Here is a 23265-nt window from a genome sequence, read left to right as displayed (position 1 = left end):
CGGATGTTGTGCAACTTCTCTTTCGCATCTTCCCGGGAAGGGGGTCCGGGCCATGAGAAGGCCCCGGCCGCCTCATCGGGCGGCCGGGGCCGAGAGCTCGGGAAGGCGTCACCGCACGGGGTGGCCCGCCTCCCGCAGGGCCTGCTTGACCTCGCCGATGCGCAGGTCGCCGAAGTGGAAGACGGAGGCGGCCAGGACCGCGTCCGCGCCCGCGTCGATGGCCGGCGGGAAGTCCGCCAGCCGGCCGGCGCCGCCGGAGGCGATCACCGGGACGGTGACGTGCTTGCGGACGGCCGCGATCATCTCCAGGTCGTAGCCGTCTCTGGTGCCGTCGGCGTCCATGGAGTTGAGCAGGATCTCGCCGGCGCCCAGCTCGGCCGCGCGGTGGGCCCACTCGACGGCGTCGATCCCGGTGCCCTTGCGGCCGCCGTGGGTCGTCACCTCGAAGCCGCCGCCCTCGGTGCGGCGCGCGTCCACCGACAGCACCAGGACCTGCCGGCCGAACCGCTCCGCGATCTCCCGGATCAGCTCGGGGCGGGCGATGGCCGCGGTGTTCACGCCCACCTTGTCCGCGCCGGCCCGCAGCAGCCTGTCCACGTCCTCGGCGGTGCGGACGCCGCCGCCGACCGTCAGAGGGATGAAGACCTGCTCGGCGGTGCGGCGCACCACGTCGTAGGTGGTCTCCCGGTCGCCGGAGGACGCGGTGATGTCCAGGAACGTCAGCTCGTCGGCGCCCTCGGCGTCGTACACCTTGGCCATCTCGACGGGATCGCCCGCGTCGCGGAGGTTCTGGAAGTTGACGCCCTTGACGACCCGGCCGTTGTCCACGTCCAGGCAGGGGATGACTCGTACGGCCAGCGTCATGCGGACACTCCTCGGAAGGCCTCCACCTCGACCTCGACGACCAGACTGGGGTCCACGAAACCGGAGACGATGATCATGGATGCGGCGGGCCGGACGGTGTCGAACAGCTCCTTGTGAGCCCGCCCGATCTCGTCCACGTCCCGTGCGTGGGTGATGTACATGCGCGTACGCACGACGTCGCCCTTGTCGAGCCCCAGCTCGGCCAGCGCGGCCAGCGCGACGCTGAAGGCGTTGACCGCCTGGTCGTACGGGCCGCCACCGGCGATCTGGCCGTCCACGATGGACGTGCAGCCGGAAACCAGGACCAGACCGTTGGGCAGCTCCACCGCGCGGGAGTAGCCGAACTGCTCCTCCCAGGGCGCGCCCGTCGTCACGCGTCGTACGTCGCTCACCGTGCTACCGCCTCCAGCGCCTCTTCCAGGGTGAACGCCTTCGCGTACAGGGCCTTCCCGACGATGGAGCCCTCGACACCGAGGGGTACCAGCTCGGCGATGGCGCGCAGGTCGTCCAGGGACGACACGCCGCCGGAGGCCACGACCGGGCGGTCGGTGGCGGCGCAGACGTTCCTCAGCAGCTCCAGGTTCGGGCCCTGGAGGGTGCCGTCCTTGGCGATGTCGGTGACGACGTAGCGGGCGCAGCCCTCCTTGTCGAGGCGCGCCAGCGTCTCGTAGAGGTCGCCGCCGTCCCGGGTCCAGCCGCGGCCGCGCAGGGTCGTGCCGCGCACGTCCAGACCGACCGCGATCTTGTCGCCGTGCTCGGCGATGACCTTGGCGACCCACTCCGGGGTCTCCAGCGCGGCCGTGCCGAGGTTGACGCGGGTGCAGCCGGTGGCGAGGGCCGCGGCGAGGGTGTCGTCGTCGCGGATGCCGCCGGACAGCTCCACCTTGATGTCCATCGCCCCGGCGACCTCGGCGATCAGCTCACGGTTGTCGCCGGTGCCGAAGGCGGCGTCGAGGTCAACCAGGTGCAGCCACTCGGCGCCGGAGCGCTGCCAGGCGAGGGCGGCCTCCAGCGGGGAGCCGTAGGAGGTCTCGGTCCCGGACTCGCCGTGCACGAGGCGCACGGCCTGGCCGTCGCGGACGTCGACGGCGGGGAGGAGTTCGAGCTTGGCCATGGTCTACAGGGTTCCGATCCAGTTGGTGAGGAGCTGGGCACCGGCGTCGCCGGACTTCTCGGGGTGGAACTGGGTGGCCCACAGGGCGCCGTTCTCCACGGCCGCCACGAAGGGCCTGCCGTGCGTGGACCAGGTGACCTTGGGGGCCGCGATCAGCGGGTTGTTCGTCTCCAGGGCCCAGTCGTGGACGGCGTAGGAGTGCACGAAGTAGAAGCGGGCGTCCTGGTCGAGGCCGGCGAACAGCTCGGAGCCCTCCGGTGCGTCGACGGTGTTCCAGCCCATGTGGGGCACGACGTCGGCCTCGAGCGGCGCGACCGTGCCGGGCCACTCGTCGAGGCCCTCGGCCTCCACGCCGTGCTCGATGCCGCGTGCGAAGAGGATCTGCATGCCGACGCAGATGCCCATCACCGGCCGGCCGCCGGACAGCCGGCGGTCGACGACCCAGTCACCGCGGGCCGCGCGCAGGCCCCGCATGCAGGCGGCGAACGCGCCGACGCCCGGCACCAGCAGGCCGTCGGCGTTCATCGCACGGTCGAAGTCGCGGGTGATCTCGACGTCGGCCCCCACGCGCGCGAGGGCGCGCTCGGCGGAGCGGACGTTGCCGAAGCCGTAGTCGAAGACGACGACCTTCTTGCCGCTCAATTCCACACCTCCAGCCGCATGACGCCCGCGACCAGGCACATCGCGGCACCGATCGAGAGCAGCACGATGAGGCTGGTAGGCATCTTCTGCTTGGCGAAGGAGATGATGCCGCCGACCAGGAAGAGGCCGACGACGATCAGGACGGTGGACAGACCGGTCATGGGGTTACAGCGCGCCCTTCGTCGACGGGAGGATGCCGGCCGCGCGCGGGTCGCGCTCGGAGGCGTAGCGGAGCGCCCGGGCGAGCGCCTTGAACTGGCACTCCACGATGTGGTGCGCGTTGCGCCCGTAGGGCACGTGCACGTGCAGGGCGATCTGCGCCTGGGCGACGAAGGACTCCAGGATGTGCCGGGTCATCGTGGTGTCGTACTCGCCGATCATCGGCGCCATCTTCTCGGGCTCGGTGTGCACGAGGTAGGGCCGGCCGGAGAGGTCGACGGTGACCTGGGCGAGGGACTCGTCCAGCGGGACCGTGCAGTTGCCGAAGCGGTAGATGCCCACCTTGTCGCCGAGGGCCTGCTTGAAGGCGGCGCCGAGCGCGAGGGCGGTGTCCTCGATGGTGTGGTGGGAGTCGATGTGCAGGTCGCCGTCGGTCTTCACGGTGAGGTCGAACAGGCCGTGCCGGCCGAGCTGGTCGAGCATGTGGTCGTAGAAGCCGACGCCGGTGGCGATGTCGGTCCTGCCGGTGCCGTCGAGGTCGATCTCGACCAGTACCGAGGTCTCCTTGGTGGTGCGCTCCACGCGTCCGACGCGGCTCATGACTGGGTCTCCTTCTGCAACTCACGGACCGCGTCGAGAAACGCGTCGTTCTCCTCCGGGGTGCCGGCGGACACCCGCAGCCACCCGGGTACGCCGTTGTCCCGGACCAGCACGCCCCGGTCGAGGATCTTCCGCCAGGCCTCGTGGGCGCTGTCGAACCGGCCGAACTGCACGAAGTTCGCGTCGGACTCGATCACCTCGAAGCCGATCGCGCGCAGCTCGGCGACCAGCCGGTCCCGTTCGGACTTGAGCTGCTCGACGTAGCCGAGCAGGGTGTCGGTGTGCTCCAGGGCGGCCAGGGCGGTCGCCTGGGTGATCGCCGACAGGTGGTACGGCAGCCGGACGAGCTGCACGGCGTCCACGACCGCCGGGTCGGCGGCGAGGTAGCCGAGGCGCAGTCCGGCGGCGCCGAACGCCTTCGACATGGTGCGCGAGACGACCAGGTGGGGCCGGCCCTCCAGCAGCGGCAGCAGCGACTCGCCATGGCTGAACTCGATGTAGGCCTCGTCCACGATCACCATGGACGGCTTGGCCGCCTGGGCCGCCTCGTACAGCCCGAGGACCGTCTCGGGCGGAACGGCGTTGCCGGTGGGGTTGTTGGGGGTGGTGACGAAGACGACGTCGGGCCGGTGCTCGGCGATCGCGCGCCGGGCGGCGGCGAGGTCGATGGTGAAGTCCTCGCCGCGGGGCCCGGAGATCCAGCCGGTGCCCGTGCCGCGCGCGATCAGCGCGTGCATCGAGTACGACGGCTCGAAGCCGATGGCCGTGCGGCCCGGTCCGCCGAAGGTCTGCAGCAGTTGCTGGATGACCTCGTTGGAGCCGTTGGCCGCCCAGACGTTCTCGATGCCGAGCGGATACTTTCCGGTGTTCGTCAGGTACTTGGCCAGCTCGGTGCGGAGCTGGACCGCGTCCCGGTCGGGGTAGCGGTTCAGGTCGCGGGCGGCCTCCCGCACCCGCTCCACGATCCGCTCGACCAGCGGCTCGGGCAACGGGTAGGGGTTCTCGTTGGTGTTCAGCCGTACGGGGACGTCCAACTGGGGCGCGCCGTAGGGGGACTTGCCGCGCAGCTCGTCCCGTACGGGCAGATCGTCGATGCCGGTCACTTGCTCGTCGGTACCTTCCACCCGAACCTCGCCTTGATCGCCGCGCCGTGCGCGGGCAGGTCCTCCGCCTCCGCCAGCGTGACCACGTGGTGCGCGACCTCGGCCAGCGCGTCCTGCGTGTAGTCGACGATGTGGATGCCGCGCAGGAAGGACTGGACGGACAGGCCGGAGGAGTGGCAGGCGCAGCCGCCGGTGGGCAGGACGTGGTTGGACCCGGCCGCGTAGTCGCCGAGCGAGACGGGCGCCCAGGGGCCGATGAAGATCGCTCCGGCGTTCTTCACCCGGTCGGCGAGCGCGCCGGCGTCGGCGGTCTGGATCTCCAGGTGCTCGGCGCCATACGCGTCGACGACCCGGAGGCCCTCCTCGACGCCGTCCACGAGGACGATCGCGGACTGCTTGCCGGCCAGGGCCGGGCGGATGCGGTCCTCGATGTGCTTGGTGGCCGCCACCTGCGGCTCCAGCTCCTTCTCCACCGCGCCGGCCAGCTCGGTGGAGTCGGTGACCAGCACGGCCGCCGCGAGCGGGTCGTGCTCGGCCTGGCTGATCAGGTCCGCCGCGACGTGCGCCGGGTCGGCGGTGTCGTCCGCGAGGATCGCGATCTCGGTCGGGCCGGCCTCGGCGTCGATGCCGATCTTCCCGGTGAAGTAGCGCTTGGCGGCGGCGACCCAGATGTTGCCGGGGCCGGTGACCATGTTCGCCGGCGGGCAGGACTCGGTGCCGTACGCGAACATCGCGACGGCCGTGGCGCCGCCGGCCGCGTAGACCTCGTCCACGCCGAGCAGCGCGCAGGCGGCGAGGATCGTCGGGTGCGGCAGCCCGCCGAAGTCGGCCTGTGCCGGGGAGGCGAGCGCGATCGACTCGACCCCGGCCTCCTGCGCCGGGACCACGTTCATGATCACGGACGAGGGGTAGACGGATCGGCCGCCGGGCGCGTACAGCCCGACACGCTCGACCGGCACCCACTTCTCGGTCACGGAGCCGCCGGGCACGACCTGGGTGGTGTGCGTCGTACGGCGCTGTGCGCGGTGGACCAGGCGGGCCCGGCGGATGGACTCCTCCAGGGCGGCGCGCACGGCCGGGTCGAGGGCCTCGAGCGCTTCGGTCAGCGCCCGGGCCGGGACACGGACGGATTCCAGCCGCACTCCGTCGAACTTCTCGGCGAAGTCGATCAGCGCCGCGTCGCCACGATGATGCACGGCCTCGCAGATCGGACGCACCTTCTCCAGGGCGGCCGAGACGTCGAAGTCGGCTCGGGGCAGCAGGTCGCGCAGGGCGGGGCCCTCGGGGAGGGCGTCGCCGCGCAGATCGATTCGGGAGATCACGTACTCAATTCTCTCAGACCCGCGCCCCTGGACGTCCGCGCGTATCAATGGCTGATACAGAACGTGGCCGGAACGTGGAAGATCACCTTCACGTCTAGTGTGCCGGGCGTCACTCAGCGGGCATGAACGGGTGTACGAGGCAGAAGACCTGTCAGTGGTCGAGGAAGAAGGAAAGAGCGGTGACCGAGGGGGCCGGCAGCGACGCCGGAGATCTGCCGGAGGGCCTGACGGCCGCCGAGGCCGGTATGTGGCAGGCCTTCCGCAACGGCAGTGTGTACGAACTGAGCAGCGGTGACGCGGTGGTGGACGATCCGCACGGCGGGCACCCCTGGGGTCCGGAGCGTAGCGTCAGGGCGCGCATCGTCTGCTGGCTGCTGCTGGACGGGCCACCCGCGCTCGCGGGGCGGGTGGCCGCGCTGAAGCTGGCCGGCGTGCGGATCACCGGCACGCTGGAGCTGGCGGGCGGCACGGTCACGCCGTACGTGGAGATGCGCGGCTGCCGCTTCGACGACCAGGTCCTGCTTCCCGAGGCCCGCTTCACGACCGTGCGCCTGGTGAACTGCGCGCTGCCCCGGCTGGAGGCGGCCCGGGTCACCACCGAGGGCGACCTGCACCTGCCGCGCTGCCGCTTCCAGACCGGGGTGCGGCTCACCGACGCGCACATCGGGACGGACCTGCTGCTGAACCAGGCGGTCGTCCACCGGGACCGCAGCGGTCGCTCGATCGCCGCGGACGGCATGAGCGTCGGCCAGGACCTGCAGGCGGAGCTGCTGGAGTCGCACGGCGAGCTGAGCCTGCGCGGCGCTCAGGTCGGGGGCTCGCTGAGCCTGCGGGGGGCGAAACTGGCCAATCCGTACGCGCGGCTCGCCCTGAACGCCCCTCAGCTGACGGTGGAGCGCACCCTGTACCTGACCCCGGCGGGCGTGGGCAATCCGCTGCTGAGCGGGACGACCCCCGCGCGCGGGACCCGGATCCAGCGCTTCGAGTGCCAGGGCGGGGTACGACTGGACGACGGCCGGTTCGGGGACGCCGTGGACCTGGAGCGGGCCCGGTTCGTCCTCACCGACGACCAGGACCTGTCGCTGCGCCGGGTGCAGACGCCGGAGCTGCGCTTCCTGGGCGACCGGCCGCAGCGCGGGCAGGTGAAGCTGTCCGGCGCGCGCGTCGTCAACCTGGTGGACCGCGCGGGGAGCTGGCCGGGCCCGGGCAACCTGCACATGGGCGGCTTCACCTACGAGAGCCTGGTCCCGCGCGGCCCGTTCCCGCTGACCCGGCGGCTCGACTGGGTGGCGGCGGCGACCGCCGAGTACAACCCGGAGCCGTACGAGCGGCTGGCCTCGGTGCTGCGCGCGGCCGGGGAGGACGAGGACGCGCGCGAGGTGCTGCTCGCCAAGCAGCGCCGGCGCCGCGAGACGCTGCCGCCGGCGGGCAAGGTCTGGGGCTTCGTGCAGGACTGGGCGGTGGCCTACGGCTACCGGCCGGGCCGGGCGGCGGTGTGGATGGCGGTGCTGTGGGCGGCGGGCACGCTCGCCTTCGCGCACGCCGAGCATCCGCCGGTGGACTCCGGCGAGCATCCGTCCTGGAGCCCCGCCCTGTTCACGCTGGACCTGCTGCTGCCGGTGATCGACCTGGGCCAGGTCGGCCAGTGGCAGCTCCGCGGCGGCTGGCAGTGGCTGTCCGCGGTGATGATCATCATGGGTTGGATACTCGCGACCACCGTGGCGGCGGGGGCGACGCGGCTGCTGCGGCGGAGCTGAGGGCCTACGGCTCACGGTCAGGTACATCACAATAGTTGAACGGTCACCTTTTGCCCGTCCTTGACCTTATGTCGTACAACCTTTCACGACTTGGCCGGACCCTCTGGCGCTCCCCCGACCTGGGTCTTTCAATGGTCGACACCATGGCTCTGCTGCCCGCGTTCCTCCGCCCCACCCGGACGACACGACGCGCCTCGAACCCCTCCGCCCCGCCCCAGGGCGGCTTCGAGGCCGTCCTCGACGCGCCCGACGACCACCTCTCGCCCGCGCTGGTCGCGGCCGGCCGGGGCGAGTACGGCGCCGCCGCCGGACTGCTCGCCGCCACGCGCGCGGCCGGCCAGTGGGAGGACCGCGACCGCTACACGAGGCGGCTCGCGGCCTTCGCCCGCTCCCGTCCCGAGTGGTTCGAGGCCTGGCGCACGGCCGCCCCCGGCGACCCCGACGTCGCGCTGGTCGGGGCCCAGCTCGCGGTGGACCGTGCCTGGCCCTCACCGGCCCGCGCCGAGCTGCTGCGCGAGGTGAGCCCGCTGATCACGGCCGCCGCCCGCGCCGACGACCGCGATCCGGTGCCCTGGCGGATCGCCCTCGACCACGCGCGCGGCTCCCGGGCCGGCCACCGCTACTTCGAGGAGCTGTGGGAGGCGGCGATCCGGCGCGCCCCGCACCACTACGGCTGCCATGTGGCCGCCCTGCGGTATCTGGGGACCTTCTGGCACGGCTCGCACCGCGAGTGCTTCGACTTCGCCGACCGCGCCGCGCAGGACGCCCCGGCCGGAGCCCTGGTCCAGGCGCTGCCGGCCCGGGCGGCCTTCGGCTATCTGACCGACGACTGCGGGCCCGAGGTGCCGCGCGAGCGGCTGCACGCGGCCGCCGACCGGGCGGTGTCGCTCTCCGCCCGCTTCCCGGCCGCCACCCCGGGGCCCGCCCAGATCCGCAACAAGCTGCTGTACCTGCTCGTCCGGCTGGGCCGGTGGGAGGACGCGCGCGCCCAGCTCGGCCTCATCGGCCCGTACGCCACCTCGTACCCCTGGGAGCGGTTCTCCGACGACCCGCTCGGCCAGTTCCTGCTGCTGCGCGAGGGGCTCCTCGGACCCGCTCCCCCGGCCTTCCTCTCCGGGCTGGTGAAGACGCCGCCGCGGCCGCTGAGCGGGCACCGCGGCCGAGCGCCCGCCGCCGACCATTAGGCTGGGTCGCCGTGACCACCGTCCGTCTGCCCCTGTTCCCGCTGAACTCGGTGCTGTTCCCGGGGCTCGTGCTGCCCCTGAACATCTTCGAGGAGCGGTATCGCGCCATGATGCGCGAGCTGTTGAAGACCCCCGAGGACGAGCCGCGCCGGTTCGCCGCGGTGGCGATCCGCGACGGCCACGAGGTGGCACCGAGCGCTCCGGGCATGCCGGATCCGACGGCGCAGCCCGAACGGGGACCGGCCGCCGGTTTCGGTCCGGACCCCCTCAAGTCGTTCCACAGTGTGGGATGTGTGGCGGACGCGGCGACCATCCGGGAGCGCGACAACGGCACCTTCGAGGTGCTGGCGACCGGGACGACCCGGGTGCGGCTGCTGTCCGTGGAGGCGTCGGGCCCGTTCCTGACGGCTGAGCTGGAGGAGCTGACGGAGGAGCCCGGAGACGAGGCGGGCGCGCTGGCCGAGGGTGTCCTGCGCTCGTTCCGCCAGTACCAGAAGCGCCTGGCGGGCGCCCGTGAGCGCTCGCTGGCGGGCACGGAGCTGCCCGACGACCCCTCAGTGGTCTCCTACCTGGTGGCCGCCGCCATGGTGCTGGACACGCCGACGAAGCAGCGGCTGCTCCAGGCCCCGGACACCGCCTCCCGTCTCAGGGACGAGCTGAAACTCCTTCGCTCGGAGGCGGCGATCATCCGTAGTCTGCCGTCCCTGCCCGCGTTCGAGCTGACGCGGGCGCCGACCAGCAGGAACTGAGCGAACCGAGGCCCGGCACCCCCGATGGCGAAGAAGTCCAAGAAGCAGCAGTCCGGCGGCACGCCCGCCACCGTGGCGCTGACCGCGGCGGGCGTGGACCACACCGTCCACGCCTACGACCACGACCCCGCCCACCCCTCCTACGGCGAGGAGGCCGCGGAGGCGATGGGCGTCTCCCCGGACAGGGTCTTCAAGACCCTGGTGGCCGACGTCGACGGCGCGCTCACGGTGGCGGTGGTCCCGGTCTCCGGCACGCTGAACCTGAAGGCGCTGGCGGCGGCGGTGGGCGGCAAGCGGGCTGCCATGGCGGACCCGGCCATCGCCGAGCGCACCACCGGCTACGTCCGGGGCGGCATCTCCCCGCTGGGCCAGCGCAAGAGGCTCCGCACGGTCCTGGACGACTCGGCCGGAGCCCACGCCACCATCTGCGTCTCGGCGGGCCGCAGGGGCCTGGAGGTCGAACTCGCGCCGGCGGACCTGGCCGCGCTCACGGAAGCGGTGCTGGCCCCGATCGGCCGGGACTGACCCACCCGGGCTGCCGCGGTGAGTGGGGCGGGGGTACGGCTCGTCGGGGAACCGGCGTGTCAGCCGGGGCAGGGCTCCACGGGGCACGGGCGGCAGGCCGGACACGGCTCACGAAACCTGGGCTCCCCGGGGCACCGGCGCGTCAGGCCGGACCGGGCCCGGCCCGTCAGGCGGGCACGTCTCCACGGCGCTCCGCGCGTCACGCCGGGCACGGCTTGCTGAGGCCTCGGCGCGTCAGGCGGGGCGGCACAGCTCCACAGGGACCCGGCACGTCACGCCGGGCGGGCTTGCCGCGACTTCGGCGCGTCAGGCCGGGAGGGTGCACCACGGGGCTTCGGGCGGCGGACCGGCCAATGCTCCGCAAGGGACAAGCGCCTCACACCGGGTACGGCTCCTCGGGGTCCCGGGGGCCGAACAGTGCTGTGAGCCCCAGGTGGACCAGCAGCGCGGCCAGGGGCCAGGCCAGCAGCGCGCCCTTCGCCCCGAGCTTCAGCGGGGCCGAGAAGGTCACGCCCTTCCCCACCGCCTTGGCGTGGGCTATGACATCGGACTCGGGCCCCAGCCAGACACCGAGCCGCCAGGCCAGCAGCGAGCCCAGCAGTCCGCCGAGGCCCAGCGCCACCACGAGGGGCACGCCGCCACGCCGTCGCCACAGGAACACCACGACCGCGCTGACCAGCCCGAGGGCCAGCCCCAGCAGCGTGAACGTGCCGTCCACGCCGACCGCCTGCTCGCCCTCGGTGTCCTTGATGTAGACGACCCAGCTCTTGTCGACGTGGTCGCCGATCAGCGGCACGTGCGGCGCCATCCACCACCACAGCAGCCCGAGCAGCACCCCGCCCAGGGTCACCGCCACGGTGATCACCGCGGCCTCCCGCACTTCGGTCTTCATCCCGGGGCCGTCCTGTTCGTACATGCCCGCGAACGGAGCCCCGGCAGGCGGGGCCTGCCGGACCTGGTTTGCGGAGTCGTCGTGCGGCGGCGGGGGCGGAGTCAGCGGTGCGGTCACCCTGACATCGTGCCAGGTCGTGCCGTGAGCCGCGTCACCGGACGGCCGCCCTGCGGTACGCCCAGGTCGCCGCGGCCAGCGAGACCACTCCGACACCCGCGCACACCCCCAGGTCAGCCAGGACGACGGCCCAGTCGGGGTGTGCCCCGAAGGTCCGCGCGTACGCCTCCACACCGTAGGTCGAGGGCAGCAGGTCCCGGGCGAGACGGATGATCTCCGGCATCCGGTCGGCGGGCAGCACGCCCAGCAGCAGGGCCGCCGACATGCCGAGCTGGCCGAGCAGCGTGGCCAGCTCGGGCCGCGGTGCGAGCAGGCCGCAGGCGGCGCCGAGCCCGGCGAGCGCGGCCCCGGCGAGCGGGATGACGGCCACCAGGATCCACAGGTTGGACAGGGGCAGCCCGAACAGCACGCAGCCGAAGACGGCGGTCACCAGCGTCCCCGGCACGGTGAAGGAGGCGTAGGCCCCCGCCGCGCCCAGCACCACCGCCGCCGGCGGCACCGGCAGCGTGGCGTAGTGGTCGAGTCCGCCGCTGGCCCGCAGCTGCCCGAAGTACTGCGACAGCAGGTTCAGCGCCACGTATGCGACGACCAGCACCGAGGACCCGGCCACCACGGACTGGGCCTCGCTGCCGCTGTCCACGACGCCCCGCATCATCACGGTGATGCCGACGGACTGGAAGGTCGCCACGAACAGCAGCGGGATACGGGCCACCCGGGCCCGGGAAAGCTGCGCCCGGTAGACGGCCACCAGCGACGGCCACAGCCGCGCGGGCGGACCGAGTTCGGCCGCGCCCCCGGCCGCCTCCGGCACGGCCCGGGCGCCGCCGGGCAGAACCTCGGCGGGTACGACACTCACGACGCGGTGCTCCTCTTCCCTACGGCCCTGGCGCACACCCGTACGCATTCCGCGGTCCGCGCGCTCATGCCCTCACCAGCCCCTGCCGGGCCGCCCCGCCCAGCGACAGGTACACGTCCTCCAGGCTGGGTGTGGCGAGCGTGAAGTCGTCCAGGGCGGCGAAGGCGGCGCCGCCGGTCACCGTGGCGACCGCGGCCCGGGCCTCCTCGGGCGCGAGCCGGAGCGTCCAGCGCCGGCCGGACTCCGTGGCCCGCTCGCGCAGCACGGCGACCTCGGGCACGTCCAGCGGCGCCCGCTCCCGCCACACCAGCTCCACCCGTACCTCGCCGGAGACCTGTTCCTTCAGCCCCGCGGGGCTGTCGCAGGCGATGACCCGGCCCTGGTCCAGGACGGCGACCCGGTCGAGCACGGTCTCCGCCTCGATGACGTTGTGGGTGACCAGCAGCACGGTCGTGCCGCGCTCGGCCCGCCGCCGGTCCACGGCCGCCCACACCGCGCGCCGGGCCACCGGGTCCATGCCGGTGGTCGGCTCGTCGAGCACGAGCAGCGGCCGTTCCCCGACGAGGGCGGCGGCGAAGCAGGCGAGCCGCCGCTGGCCGCCGGACAGCTTCTTCAGCGCCCGGCCGGCGATCGGTGTGAGACCGAGTTCCTCGAGCACGGCGTCCCGCTCGGCCCGTGCCCGCCGTACGTCCAGACCGCGCAGGCGTCCGGTGGTCTCGGCGGCGAGCGCCACGGTCAGCTCGTCCAGGGCGGAGGACTCCTGCCCCAGGTAGGCGAGGATCCGGGCGGCCAGCCTGGGGTGTCTGACGATGTCGTGGCCGAGGATCTCGACGCCGCCCGCGTCCGGCCGCAGCAGCCCGGTGAGCTGGCGTACGAGGGTGGACTTGCCGGCGCCGTTCGGCCCGAGCAGCCCGAAGATCTCGCCGCGCCGCACCTCGAGTTCCACCCCGTCGGTGGCCCGCACCTCGGGCGTGCCCGGCGCCCCGCGCCGCCCCTTCACGGGCGGATAGGTCTTGGTGAGCCCACGCACGCGTACGACCTCGTCGTACCGAAGTGCCTGTGCCGCGCGCGTACTCACAAGTGACGAGACTACGGGGTCGAGGGCCTTCACTCGTCCTTGGGGGCGGCCACAGGGGGTCAGTCGGCGGCGGGCGCGTGCTGTTCGGTGGCCGCCGGGACGTCGACCTCGCGCCAGAAGCCCGCCCGGATGGCGTAACGGTCGTGCTCGTCGATCTGGTCGTCCTTGTGGGCGAGCAGACCGAAGCGCGCGGCGTACCGCAGCAGCTCGCCGTCGATGCGGTGCGGAATGCGGGGATACATGGTGGACAGCCGCTGCACGTGGTTCTGGTCGCCGAGCCGGGAGATCCAGCGGCGGGCGAAGACCTGCCCCACCTCGTACGGATCGCCGCCGACGGTGGTGATGTCCTCCTCCCGGTCGGCCCACCGCTGCTCGGCGGTGGTGAGCTGGGCGAGGGTCGGCATGGAGGCGACCTCGGGCGGCTCGGCGACCGCTCCCGGACGGTCCACCCAGCCCTTGTCGGAGGACCACCTGAGGGTCGCGGTCGTCGGGTGCTGCACGGCCTGTGCGCCGGGTGCGCGCAGCGCGGCGAGGTCCTTGGGGGTGGGCACTCCCTTGGGAGCGGCCGCCCGGCCCTGGGTGCTGTGCTCGGTGGCGGCCGGCGGGTGGGCGCCCTCCTCGGCGGGGCGTTCGGCGCCCGCGGTGAGCGCGGAGTCCGGCAGCGGTGCGGAGAGGATCGCGGCGATCTCGGGGCGGGGCGCGGGCGGCGGGGCGCAGACACCGGTCAGCTCCTTGGCACGGACCGCCTGGGTGATCCAGGCCCGGTCCAGCACCCGCCGCTCGTCGGCCTCGGCGACCAGGTCCTCGGACTGGTTGTAGTCGCCGTCGGCGGCCTGTACGGCCCAGAGGTGGACGGCGACGCCGTGCTCCTTGGCGGCCATCATCCCGGGCAGCAGGTCCCCGTCGCCGGTGACCAGGACGATGTCGGAACAGGCGCGGTTGCGTGCCAGCTCGGTCAGCTCGGCGTGCATGGCGGCGTCCACGCCCTTCTGCGCCCAGCGTCCGTCACTGCGGGTCAGCGCGCCCAGCCGGACGGTGACCCGGGGCATCACGCGCAGCCGGCGATGCTCCGGCTGGGGGACCCGGTCGGGGGCGCCGTCGAACCAGTAGATGCGCAGCAGCGGGCGTTCGGTCTCCGATTCGGCGCGTTCGCGCAGGGCCTGGATCAGCGCGGCGTGGTCGACGGTGATCCGGGACCGCGAGGGCTCACCGGCGAGGAGGCTGGCGGCGGCGCCCAGCAGATACCCGGCGTCCACCAGGACGATGCAACGGTCCACGCGACTCACCCTCTTCCCGGGAGGCTTTGCTTCGGACTTCCTTCGAGTCTGCCCGAACGGACGGGCGTTAACGGCCGGAACTCGATCTTCGGCGTGGCGTTCAGGGAGCCGGTTCGCCCACCTCCCCTGTCACACACGGTAATTATCCGACATGCGGCTGATGTCAGCGTATGTGAATCTGATCCCGGCCCTGGCCCCTAGATCCCCTTCAGGAGGCAGATCACCATGGCCAAGAACAAGAACCGCAAGCAGGGTGGCCCGCAGAACCGCGCTCCGCAGGCCGAGCACACAGCGGAACGCGCTCAGCGTCCGGCCTCGGAGGAACCCGAGTCCTCCATGGCGGGCGTCGCGGGCAGCCCCTCTGACGCTTCCCGTAAGAAGCAGAAGAGCTTCGGCCACAACTAAAGGGCATTTGAAGCCCAGGCATACAGGAGGGGCGCACCCGGTGAGGGTGCGCCCCTTCGTCATCGGCGCGGCGCTCCGGCCCGGTTGCCCGGCGCCCTGGTTCAGCCGGCCAGGCAGGACGGGCCGAGCAGCACCTTCAGGTCGCCGAAGAGCGCCGGATCGGGCTTGACCCGGTGGCGGTCCAGGCGCAGCACGGTGGTCTTACGCGGGCCCTGGAGCTTGATCCGGACCTCGCTGTCGCCCTTGTGGTGGCTGAGGATCTCGCCGAGCCGGCTGACCATGGGCGGGGTGACCCTGGTGGCCGGGATGGTGAGGATCACCGGCGCGTTGGTGCCCGCGTTGGACAGGTCCGGGACCATGAGCTCCATGGCGACGAGCCGGGGCACGTCCTCGCGCTTGTCGAGGCGGCCCTTGACGAACACCACGGCGTCCTCGACCAGTTGGGTCGACACCAGCTGGTAGGTGGCCGGGAAGAACATGCACTCGATGGAACCGGCGAGGTCCTCCACCGTGGCGATCGCCCAGGCGTTGCCCTGCTTGGTCATCTTGCGCTGCAGGCCCGAGATGATGCCGCCGATGGTGACGACGGCGCCGTCGGCGTGCTCACCGCCGGTGAGCTGGGAGATGCCCGCGTCGGCCTTGTCGGACAGCACGTGCTCCAGGCCGAAGAGCGGGTGGTCGGAGACGTACAGACCGAGCATCTCCCGCTCCTGGGCGAGCAGATAGGTCTTGTCCCACTCGTCCTCGGCGAACTGCACGTCGAGTCCGAAGCCGGGCTCGCTGCTGGTCTCCTCGCCCATGCCGCCGAAGAGGTCGAACTGGCCCTCGGCCTCCTTGCGCTTGACCGCGACCACGTTGTCGATCATCGGCTCGAAGTGCGCGGTGAGGCCCTTGCGGGTGTGCCCCAGGGTGTCGAACGCGCCCGCCTTGATCAGCGACTCCGTGGTGCGCTTGTTGCACGCGACCGCCTCGACCTTGTCGAGGTAGTCGGGGAACGAGGCGTACTTGCCCTTGGCCTTGCGGCTCTTGATGATCGATTCCACCACGTTCGAGCCGACGTTGCGCACGGCTTCGAGGCCGAAGAGGATCACGTCGTCGCCCTGGGCGGCGAAGTTGTGCACCGACTCGTTGACGTTGGGCGGGAGCACCTTGATGCCCATGCGCCGGCACTCGTTGAGGTAGACGGCCGACTTGTCCTTGTCGTCCTTGACCGAGGTGAGCAGTCCGGCCATGTACTCGGCGGGGTGGTTCGCCTTCAGGTAGGCGGTCCAGTACGAGACCAGGCCGTACGCGGCGGAGTGCGCCTTGTTGAAGGCGTAGCCGGCGAACGGGACCAGCACGTCCCACAGCGCCTGGATCGCCTCGTCGCTGTAGCCGTTCTTCTTGGCGCCGGCCTGGAAGATGGTGAAGTTCTTCGCCAGTTCGTCCGGCTTCTTCTTGCCCATCACGCGGCGGAGGATGTCGGCCTCGCCGAGCGAGTACCCGGCGATGATCTGGGCGGCCTTCTGCACCTGCTCCTGGTAGACGATCAGGCCGTAGGTGACGGCCAGGACCTCTTCGAGCGGCTCCTCGAGCTCCTTGTGGATCGGGGTGATCTCCTGGAGGCCGTTCTTGCGGAGCGCGTAGTTGGTGTGCGAGTCCATGCCCATCGGGCCGGGCCGGTAGAGCGCGGAGACGGCGGAGATGTCCTCGAAGTTGTCGGGCTTCATCAGCCGCAGCAGGGAGCGCATGGGGCCGCCGTCGAACTGGAAGACGCCGAGGGTCTCGCCGCGCTGGAGGAGTTCGAAGGTCTTCGGGTCGTCGAGCGGCAGGGCCAGCAGGTCGAGGTCGATCCCCTTGTTGGACTTCACCATCTTGACGGCGTCGTCCATGATCGTCAGGTTGCGCAGGCCGAGGAAGTCCATCTTCAGCAGGCCGAGCGACTCGCACTGCGGGTAGTCCCACTGCGTGATGGTCACGCCGTCCGTGTGCCGCACCCAGATGGGGGCGTGGTCGACGATGGGCTCGCTGGACATGATCACGCCCGCCGCGTGCACACCCATCTGCCGGACCAGGCCCTCCACGCCCTTGGCGGTGTCGATGACCTTCTTGACGTCCGGCTCGTTCTCGTACATCGAGCGGATCTCGCCCGCCTCGTTGTAGCGCGGGTGCGAGGGGTTGGTGATGCCGTCGAGGTCGATGCCCTTGCCGAGGACGTCGGCGGGCATGGCCTTGGTGAGCCGGTCGCCCATCGCGTACGGGTAGCCCAGCACGCGCGCGGAGTCCTTGATGGCGTTCTTCGCCTTGATCTTGCCGTAGGTGCCGATCATGGCGACCTTGTCGGCGCCGTACTTCTCGGTCACGTACCTGATCACCTCGACGCGCCTGCGCTCGTCGAAGTCGATGTCGACATCGGGCATGGAGACGCGCTCGGGGTTGAGGAACCGCTCGAAGATCAGGCCGTGCGGGATCGGGTCGAGGTCGGTGATGCCCATGGCGTAGGCGACGATCGAGCCGGCCGCGGAGCCACGCCCGGGACCGACCGCGATGCCGTTCTTCTTCGCCCACATGATGAAGTCGGCGACGACGAGGAAGTAGCCCGGGAACCCCATCTGGATGATGACGTCCATCTCGTACTCGACCTGCTTCTGGCGGTCCTCGGGGATGCCGCCGGGGAAGCGCCGCTCCATGCCGCGGCGGACCTCCTCCTTGAACCAGGTGACCTCGGTGTAGCCGTCCGGGATGTCGAACTTCGGCATGAGGTTCTTCGCCTCGAACATGCCGGTGGTGTCGATCTGCTCGGCCACCAGCAGGGTGTTGCGGCAGCCCTCCTGCCAGGCGTCCGAGGAGTCGATGGCGTACATCTCGTCCGTGGACTTCAGGTAGTAGCCGGTGCCGTCGAACTTGAAGCGGTCGGGGTCGGAGAGGTTCTTGCCGGTCTGGATGCACAGCAGCGCGTCGTGGGCGGTCGCCTCGTGCGCGTACGTGTAGTGGGAGTCGTTGGTGACCAGCGGGGGGATGCCGAGCTTCTTGCCGATCTCCAGGAGGCCGTCACGGACCCGGTGCTCGATCTCGATGCCGTGGTCCATCAGCTCCAGGAAGTAGCGGTCCTTGCCGAAGATGTCCTGGTAGTCGGCGGCGGCCTTCAGCGCCTCGTCGAACTGGCCGAGGCGAAGGCGGGTCTGCAGCTCCCCGGAGGGACAGCCGGTGGAGGCGATCAGCCCCTCGGACCACTGGGAGATCGTCTCCTTGTCCATCCGGGGCCACTTCTGGAGCCAGCCCTCGGCGTAGGCGTCCGAGGAGAGCCGGAAGAGGTTGTGCAGACCCGTCGAGTTCGCCGCCCAGATCGTCTTGTGGGTGTAGCCGCCGGAACCGGAGACGTCGTCCCGCTTCTGGTGCGGCTGGCCCCACTGGATCTTGCGCTTGTTGCGTCGGGACTCGGGCGCGACATACGCCTCGATGCCGATGATCGGGGTGATTCCGGCCTTCTTCGCGGAATGGAAGAAGTCGTACGCCCCGTGCAGGTTGCCGTGGTCGGACATGGCGATGTGCGTCATGCCCATCTCGTTGCAGGCGTTGAACATGTCCTTGAGCCGCGCGGCACCGTCCAGCAGCGAGTACTGGGTGTGGACGTGCAGGTGCGTGAAGGGCGGCTTCGACACGGTGTGGCCTCCGGCGGAAACACTGGGCGACGGGCTGGCGGACAGACTGGGGGTCAGCGTCGAAGTCTATGCCCGGGCACTGACACACGCGGGGCATCCCCGCGTACCTTCGTCCGGGAACCGGGCACTCCCGCGTGGCGTCGCCCGTTGAAGACGGCGGAGACGCTGTCGTTCCCCGCACCCACATTCCCGCACCACCGTCCCGCACCAGGAGGCACTCCGCGATGTCGGTCCCCGAGCTCAACGACGAGCAGCGCGGCGAGGAGATCCTCGCCGTCTTCGACACCGCCTTCGGCCGGCTCCTGGCCGCCGACCCGGCCGCGTTCCGGGTGAAGTTCCGGAAGATGGCCGCCTCGGCCTTCGCGTTCTACCGGGGCACGGCGTGCCTCTTCTACCACGACCTCGACGCCGAGAAGCGCGGCGGCCCGTACCTGGACGACCGCACCTCGCGCGTGTGGATCCACGGCGATCTCCACGCGGAGAACTTCGGCACCTACATGGACTCCAACGGGCGCCTCGTCTTCAACGTCAACGACTTCGACGAGGCCTACGTCGGCCCGTTCACCTGGGACCTGAAGCGCTTCTCCGCCTCCATCGCGCTCGTCGGCTACGCGAAGGCGCTCAGCGACGAGCAGATCACCGAGCTGGTGACGATCTACGCCGAGGCCTACCGGGAGCGCGTCCACGCCCTGGCCACGGGCGCCAAGAGCGACGAGGTGCCGCCGTTCACGCTGGACACCGCGCAGGGCCCGCTGCTGGACGCGCTGCGTGACGCCCGCTCGCTCACCCGCTTCGGGCTGCTGGAGTCGATGACGGAGATCCGCGACTTCGAGCGCCGGTTCGCGCCGGGCGGCGGCTCCATCGAGCTGGACGCCGCCACCCGCTACAAGGTGCTGGCCGCCTTCGACGGCTATCTGGAGACGCTCCCGGAGACCTCGCTGGCCCGCCCGGACTCCTACCGGGTGAAGGACGTCGTGGGCCGCCGGGGCATCGGCATCGGCTCGGCGGGCCTGCCCTCGTACAACATCCTGCTGGAGGGGCACAGCGACGCCCTGGAGAACGACGTCGTGATCTACATCAAGCAGGCCCAGACCCCGGCGGTCTCCCGGCACATCACGGACCCGGCGATCGCGGAGTACTTCCAGCACGAGGGGCACCGCACGGTGATCTCCCAGCGCGCGCTGCAGGCGCACGCCGACCCGTGGCTGGGCTGGACCGAGCTGGACGGCGCGGGGCAGCTGGTCGCCGAGGTCTCGCCGTACGCGGTCGACCTGGACTGGGGCGACATCGACGACCCGGAGGAGATCGCGGCCGTCGTCGCCGACCTGGGCCGGGCCACGGCCACGATGCACGCGGCGGCGGACGACACCTCCGGCGAGTCGCTGGTGCCGTTCTCCACCGAGCGGGCCATCGACGCGGCCCTCGCGGCCGACGAGGAGGGCTTCGCGCCGCTCCTGGTGGACTTCGCGCACGGCTACGGCGCACGCGCGCGTGCCGACCACCAGATCTTCCTCGACCTGTTCCGCAACGGCCGGATCCCGGGGCTGTGACCCTCGGGACTCACAGGCACCCTTTAGGAGTCCCTTACCGGCGTACGTGACAGACTCTGTAGTCACCATGGACATCTCCGGGACCCAGCTCAGAGCCGTACGCGCGGCGCTGTTCACGGCAGTGGTCGTGACGCTCAGCACCGCGTCGCACGTTCTGCTGTCCAGGGCCCCGCTGCCGGCGGCGACCGTGACCGCGGTCGCCGCCGCAGTGTTCGTCACCGCGTACGCGCTGGCGGACCGCGAGCGCGGCTTCGGCCGGATCGCGGCCCTGCTGATCCCGCTGGAGCTGGCCGCCGACACCGTGTTCACCACCGGCCAGCAATCCTGTTACGGCAGGGCGGGCGGCCCGGTCGCGGGTCCCCTGCACGCCTTCGGCTTCGACGTGCTGTGCCGGGGCGGCAGTGTGGGCACGCCACTGGCCCAGGTGACCGGCGCGCCCGGCCGCGGTGCCGTGGTCCCGCTGGCGGACGCCGGCCCGGCCGCCGCCTGGCTGCTCCTCGCCGCGCACCTCGGCGTGGGGCTGCTGGCCGCCGCCTGGCTGCGCCGGGGCGAGCGGGCCCTGGCCCAGCTGCTGGGCGCGGTCACGGCCACCACCTTCCGGCCGCTGCTGCTGGCGGCGGCCGCGGGCACCGTGCGGCCGCTGCCGGTCCGCCGGCCGGCGCGCCCGGCCCCCTGGCCGGCCGTCGCCCGCGACCGGCTCCTCGTGCACTCCCTGGGACGGCGTGGACCGCCGCGCTCCCGCGCCCTCGCCCTCGTCTGAGCGGCGACCGCTGAGCACGACCAGTCCCCCACACGTATCCGCGTACGACGTGTGCGCGTCCCACATGGAGATCATCACTATGAGCAAGCGGAACAGCCAGTCGGCGAAGACGGCGGCCCGGGAGCGGCTGCGCCAGGAGCGCGAGCGGCAGGCCAAGCGCGACAAGGCCAAGCGGCAGATCATCGTGGCCGGCTCGGTCGTGGCCGTACTGGCCGCGGCGGGCGGCATCGGCTACGCCGTCGTCCAGGCCGGCAAGCCCGGCTACTGGGACGGGCTGAAGGACGCCTCCAGCGTCGTCACCCCGGCCAACACCGCGGGCACCAAGGGCACCACGGTCGTCATCGGCAAGGACACCGCCAAGAAGACCCTGAAGGTCTACGAGGACGCGCGCTGCCCGGTGTGCGCCCAGTTCGAGCAGACGGTCGGCTCGACGGTGAAGAAGGACATCGACGACGGCAAGTACAAGATCCAGTTCATCGGCGCCACGTTCATCGACCGCGAGGACGGCGTGGGCTCCAAGAACGCGCTGAGCGCGCTCGGCGCCGCGCTCGACGTGAGCCCGGAGGCGTTCCTCGAGTACAAGGGCGCGCTCTACTCGACGAAGTTCCACCCGGACGAGCAGACGGACAAGTTCAAGAGCGACGACTACCTCATCAAGGTCGCCGACACCGTTCCCGCGCTCAAGAACAACTCCAAGTTCCAGAACGCGGTCAAGAAGGGGACGTACGACGCCTGGGCGATGGCGATGTCCAAGTCCTTCGACGACAACAAGGACGGTGTGTCGGGCACGCCGAGCTTCGTCATGGACGGCAAGAAGCTCACCGCCGACAGCCAGGGCAACCCGCCCATGACGGTGGCCGACTACAACCGGGTGGTGGACGCGGCCCTGAAGGGCTGACCTCGCGTCAGAACCGGATTACCGCGTGAAGAGCGGGCGAACTTTCGGAGTTCGCCCGCTCTCGCGCATACCGATCAGTAACCTGATCGGTCGTGACCAGTCGATACAGATCATCCGAGGCACACCAAGGCCTCAACTCCCTCTCGCCCCGCCGCCGTACGGTCGTCAAGGCCGCGGCGGCGACGGCTGTGCTGGCCGGCCCGCTCGCCGCCACCCTTCCGGCTCGCGCGGCCGACCAGGCTCCCGCCTTCCTGCACGGCGTCGCCTCCGGCGACCCGCTGCCCGACGGCATCCTGCTGTGGACCCGGGTGACCCCGGTACCCGAGGCGATACCGGGGTCCGGACTCGGCCCGGACACCGAGGTCAGCTGGGTCGTCGCCCGGGACAAGGCGTTCACCAGCATCGTCGCCAAGGGCTCTACCACCGCGACGGCCGCCGCCGACCACACCGTCAAGGCCGACATCCGCGGCCTGCAGCCGGCCACCGACTACTGGTTCCGCTTCTCCTCCGGCGGCACCGACTCCCCGGTGGCGCGCACCCGCACCGCGCCGGCGGCGGACGCGGCCGTGTCCTCCCTGCGCTTCGGCGTGGTCTCCTGCGCCAACTGGGAGGCCGGCTTCTTCTCCGCCTACCGCCATCTCGCGGCCCGCAACGACCTGGACGCCTGGCTGCACCTCGGCGACTACATCTACGAGTACAAGTCCGGTGAGTACGCGGCCCGGGGCAAGGTCGTACGGCCGCACGCGCCGGCGAACGAGATCCTCACCCTCGCCGACTACCGGATCCGGCACGCCAAGTACAAGACCGACCCCGACCTGCAGGCCCTGCACGTGAAGGCGCCGGTCATCGCGATCTGGGACGACCACGAGTTCGCCGACAACGCCTGGTCCGGCGGCGCGGTGAACCACACCGAGGGCGCCGAGGGCACCTGGTCGGCCCGTCAGTCCGCCGCCAAGCAGGCCTACTTCGAGTGGATGCCGGTCCGTCCCGCCATCGCCGGCACCACCTACCGGCGGCTGCGCTTCGGCAAGCTCGCCGACCTCTCCCTGCTGGACCTGCGTTCCTTCCGCTCCCAGCAGGCCTCCACGGCCAGTGGCTCGGTGGACGACCCGGACCGCACCGTCACCGGCCGCGCACAGCTCGACTGGCTCAAGGCGGGCCTGAAGGCCTCCGACACCAAGTGGCGGCTGGTCGGCAACTCCGTGATGATCTCGCCGTTCGCCGTCGGTTCGCTCTCCGCGGACCTGCTCAAGCCGCTCGCCAAGCTGCTGGGTCTGCCGCAGGAGGGCATCGCCGTCAACACCGACCAGTGGGACGGCTACACCGACGACCGGCGCGAACTCCTCGCCCATCTGCGCTCGAACGCCATCGGCAACACCGTCTTCCTGACCGGTGACATCCACATGGCGTGGGCCAACGACGTGCCGGTGGACGCGGGCACCTACCCGCTGTCGGCGTCGGCGGCCACCGAGTTCGTGATCACGTCGGTCACCTCCGACAACCTCGACGACATCGTGAAGGTGCCCGAGGGCACCGTCTCGGCCGTCGCCTCGCCGGTCATCAGGGCCGCCAACCGGCACGTCCACTGGGTGGACACCGACCGGCACGGCTACGGCGTGCTGGACATCACCGCCGACCGCGCGCAGATGGACTACTACGTCCTGTCCGACCGCACCGACACGAACGCGACCTCCGCCTGGGTGCGTTCGTACCGCACCCGCAGCGGCACGCAGAAGGTCGAGCGCACCTACGACCCGGTGTAGCCGTCGGCT

The 23265-nt window shown here is 71.5% G+C and carries 22 protein-coding genes; 9 read left to right on the top strand and 13 right to left on the bottom strand.

All coding sequences use genetic code 11. The features are described from left to right. Nucleotides 1-108: 108 nt before the first annotated feature. From hisF to hisD, 8 genes are read right to left on the bottom strand one after another with little or no spacing between them, the layout of a single operon-like run. Nucleotides 109-864 (bottom strand): imidazole glycerol phosphate synthase subunit HisF, encoded by a 756-nt coding sequence (gene hisF / locus ACZ6B1_RS22860; protein WP_468781071.1) that lies wholly within the window; start codon nt 862-864, stop codon nt 109-111. After that, a complete protein-coding gene (locus tag ACZ6B1_RS22855; protein WP_468781069.1) occupies nt 861-1256 on the bottom strand; it encodes a Rid family hydrolase in 396 nt (131 codons plus the stop codon). Before ACZ6B1_RS22855 ends, hisF begins: the two co-directional genes overlap by 4 nt. After that, complete coding sequence (priA, locus tag ACZ6B1_RS22850) at nt 1253-1978, bottom strand: bifunctional 1-(5-phosphoribosyl)-5-((5-phosphoribosylamino)methylideneamino)imidazole-4-carboxamide isomerase/phosphoribosylanthranilate isomerase PriA (RefSeq protein WP_468781067.1); 726 nt, start codon at nt 1976-1978, stop codon at nt 1253-1255. Before priA ends, ACZ6B1_RS22855 begins: the two co-directional genes overlap by 4 nt. A 3-nt stretch (nt 1979-1981) precedes the next feature. After that, on the bottom strand, nt 1982-2626 hold the full coding sequence (hisH, locus tag ACZ6B1_RS22845; RefSeq protein ID WP_468781065.1) for an imidazole glycerol phosphate synthase subunit HisH: 645 nt from the start codon (nt 2624-2626) through the stop codon (nt 1982-1984). Further along, nucleotides 2617-2781 carry a hypothetical protein gene (locus tag ACZ6B1_RS22840; RefSeq protein WP_199210187.1) on the bottom strand — a complete coding sequence of 55 codons (165 nt, stop codon included), beginning with the start codon at nt 2779-2781 and terminating at the stop codon, nt 2617-2619. Before ACZ6B1_RS22840 ends, hisH begins: the two co-directional genes overlap by 10 nt. 4 nt (nt 2782-2785) lie before the next feature. Then, the gene (gene hisB / locus ACZ6B1_RS22835) at nt 2786-3379 is read right to left on the bottom strand and encodes an imidazoleglycerol-phosphate dehydratase HisB (RefSeq protein WP_030743584.1); all 594 of its coding nucleotides are present in this window, start codon (nt 3377-3379) and stop codon (nt 2786-2788) included. Continuing rightward, nucleotides 3376-4482: a histidinol-phosphate transaminase gene (locus ACZ6B1_RS22830; protein WP_468781062.1), complete on the bottom strand. Its 1107-nt coding sequence runs from the start codon at nt 4480-4482 to the stop codon at nt 3376-3378. The genes hisB and ACZ6B1_RS22830 overlap by 4 nt, the downstream gene beginning before the upstream one ends. Further along, entirely contained in the window at nt 4479-5804 is a 1326-nt protein-coding gene (hisD, locus tag ACZ6B1_RS22825; protein WP_468781060.1) for a histidinol dehydrogenase, read from the bottom strand. The genes ACZ6B1_RS22830 and hisD overlap by 4 nt, the downstream gene beginning before the upstream one ends. A gap of 179 nt (nt 5805-5983) precedes the next feature. Between hisD and ACZ6B1_RS22820 the strand changes: the two genes are divergently transcribed. From ACZ6B1_RS22820 to ybaK, 4 genes are all read left to right on the top strand, one after another. Continuing rightward, nucleotides 5984-7561 (top strand): oxidoreductase, encoded by a 1578-nt coding sequence (locus ACZ6B1_RS22820; protein ID WP_468781058.1) that lies wholly within the window; start codon nt 5984-5986, stop codon nt 7559-7561. A gap of 131 nt (nt 7562-7692) precedes the next feature. After that, nucleotides 7693-8745, top strand: a complete 1053-nt coding sequence (locus tag ACZ6B1_RS22815) for a hypothetical protein (protein WP_468781057.1) — start codon at nt 7693-7695, stop codon at nt 8743-8745. Nucleotides 8746-8756: 11 nt separating this feature from the next. Continuing rightward, nucleotides 8757-9494 carry an LON peptidase substrate-binding domain-containing protein gene (locus tag ACZ6B1_RS22810; RefSeq protein WP_468781055.1) on the top strand — a complete coding sequence of 246 codons (738 nt, stop codon included), beginning with the start codon at nt 8757-8759 and terminating at the stop codon, nt 9492-9494. 24 nt (nt 9495-9518) lie between these two features. Beyond that, complete coding sequence (gene ybaK, locus ACZ6B1_RS22805; RefSeq protein WP_468781053.1) at nt 9519-10019, top strand: Cys-tRNA(Pro) deacylase; 501 nt, start codon at nt 9519-9521, stop codon at nt 10017-10019. 376 nt (nt 10020-10395) lie between these two features. Here ybaK and ACZ6B1_RS22800 read toward each other — a convergent pair whose 3' ends face one another. The 4 genes from ACZ6B1_RS22800 to ACZ6B1_RS22785 form a co-directional block, all read right to left on the bottom strand. Next, nucleotides 10396-11028 carry an AAA family ATPase gene (locus ACZ6B1_RS22800; protein WP_468781051.1) on the bottom strand — a complete coding sequence of 211 codons (633 nt, stop codon included), beginning with the start codon at nt 11026-11028 and terminating at the stop codon, nt 10396-10398. 34 nt (nt 11029-11062) lie between these two features. After that, entirely contained in the window at nt 11063-11884 is an 822-nt protein-coding gene (locus tag ACZ6B1_RS22795; protein WP_468781049.1) for an ABC transporter permease, read from the bottom strand. A 64-nt stretch (nt 11885-11948) separates the two neighbouring features. Beyond that, nucleotides 11949-12962 carry an ABC transporter ATP-binding protein gene (locus ACZ6B1_RS22790; RefSeq protein WP_468781047.1) on the bottom strand — a complete coding sequence of 338 codons (1014 nt, stop codon included), beginning with the start codon at nt 12960-12962 and terminating at the stop codon, nt 11949-11951. A gap of 59 nt (nt 12963-13021) precedes the next feature. After that, a complete protein-coding gene (locus tag ACZ6B1_RS22785) occupies nt 13022-14239 on the bottom strand; it encodes an NYN domain-containing protein (protein WP_468781046.1) in 1218 nt (405 codons plus the stop codon). A gap of 225 nt (nt 14240-14464) precedes the next feature. Here ACZ6B1_RS22785 and ACZ6B1_RS22780 point away from each other — a divergent pair, with 225 nt between their 5' ends. Beyond that, the gene (locus tag ACZ6B1_RS22780; protein ID WP_468781044.1) at nt 14465-14644 is read left to right on the top strand and encodes a hypothetical protein; all 180 of its coding nucleotides are present in this window, start codon (nt 14465-14467) and stop codon (nt 14642-14644) included. Nucleotides 14645-14745: 101 nt separating this feature from the next. Here ACZ6B1_RS22780 and dnaE read toward each other — a convergent pair whose 3' ends face one another. Then, a complete protein-coding gene (gene dnaE, locus ACZ6B1_RS22775) occupies nt 14746-18285 on the bottom strand; it encodes a DNA polymerase III subunit alpha (RefSeq protein ID WP_468781042.1) in 3540 nt (1179 codons plus the stop codon). 224 nt (nt 18286-18509) lie between these two features. On the opposite strand from dnaE, the gene ACZ6B1_RS22770 reads away from it, so the two are divergent. From ACZ6B1_RS22770 to ACZ6B1_RS22755, 4 genes are all read left to right on the top strand, one after another. Further along, nucleotides 18510-19835 (top strand): DUF2252 domain-containing protein, encoded by a 1326-nt coding sequence (locus ACZ6B1_RS22770; RefSeq protein ID WP_468781040.1) that lies wholly within the window; start codon nt 18510-18512, stop codon nt 19833-19835. Between the two features lie 67 nt (nt 19836-19902). Continuing rightward, entirely contained in the window at nt 19903-20595 is a 693-nt protein-coding gene (locus tag ACZ6B1_RS22765; protein ID WP_468781561.1) for a hypothetical protein, read from the top strand. 79 nt (nt 20596-20674) lie between these two features. Beyond that, entirely contained in the window at nt 20675-21493 is an 819-nt protein-coding gene (locus ACZ6B1_RS22760) for a thioredoxin domain-containing protein (protein WP_468781038.1), read from the top strand. 92 nt (nt 21494-21585) lie between these two features. Next, complete coding sequence (locus tag ACZ6B1_RS22755; protein WP_468781037.1) at nt 21586-23256, top strand: alkaline phosphatase D family protein; 1671 nt, start codon at nt 21586-21588, stop codon at nt 23254-23256. The last annotated feature ends 9 nt before the right edge of the window (nt 23257-23265 follow it).

The organism is Streptomyces sp. NPDC041129, assembly GCF_055592265.1.
Note: the sequence above shows the minus strand (reverse complement) of the source record. Positions and strands in the feature narration are given on the sequence as shown.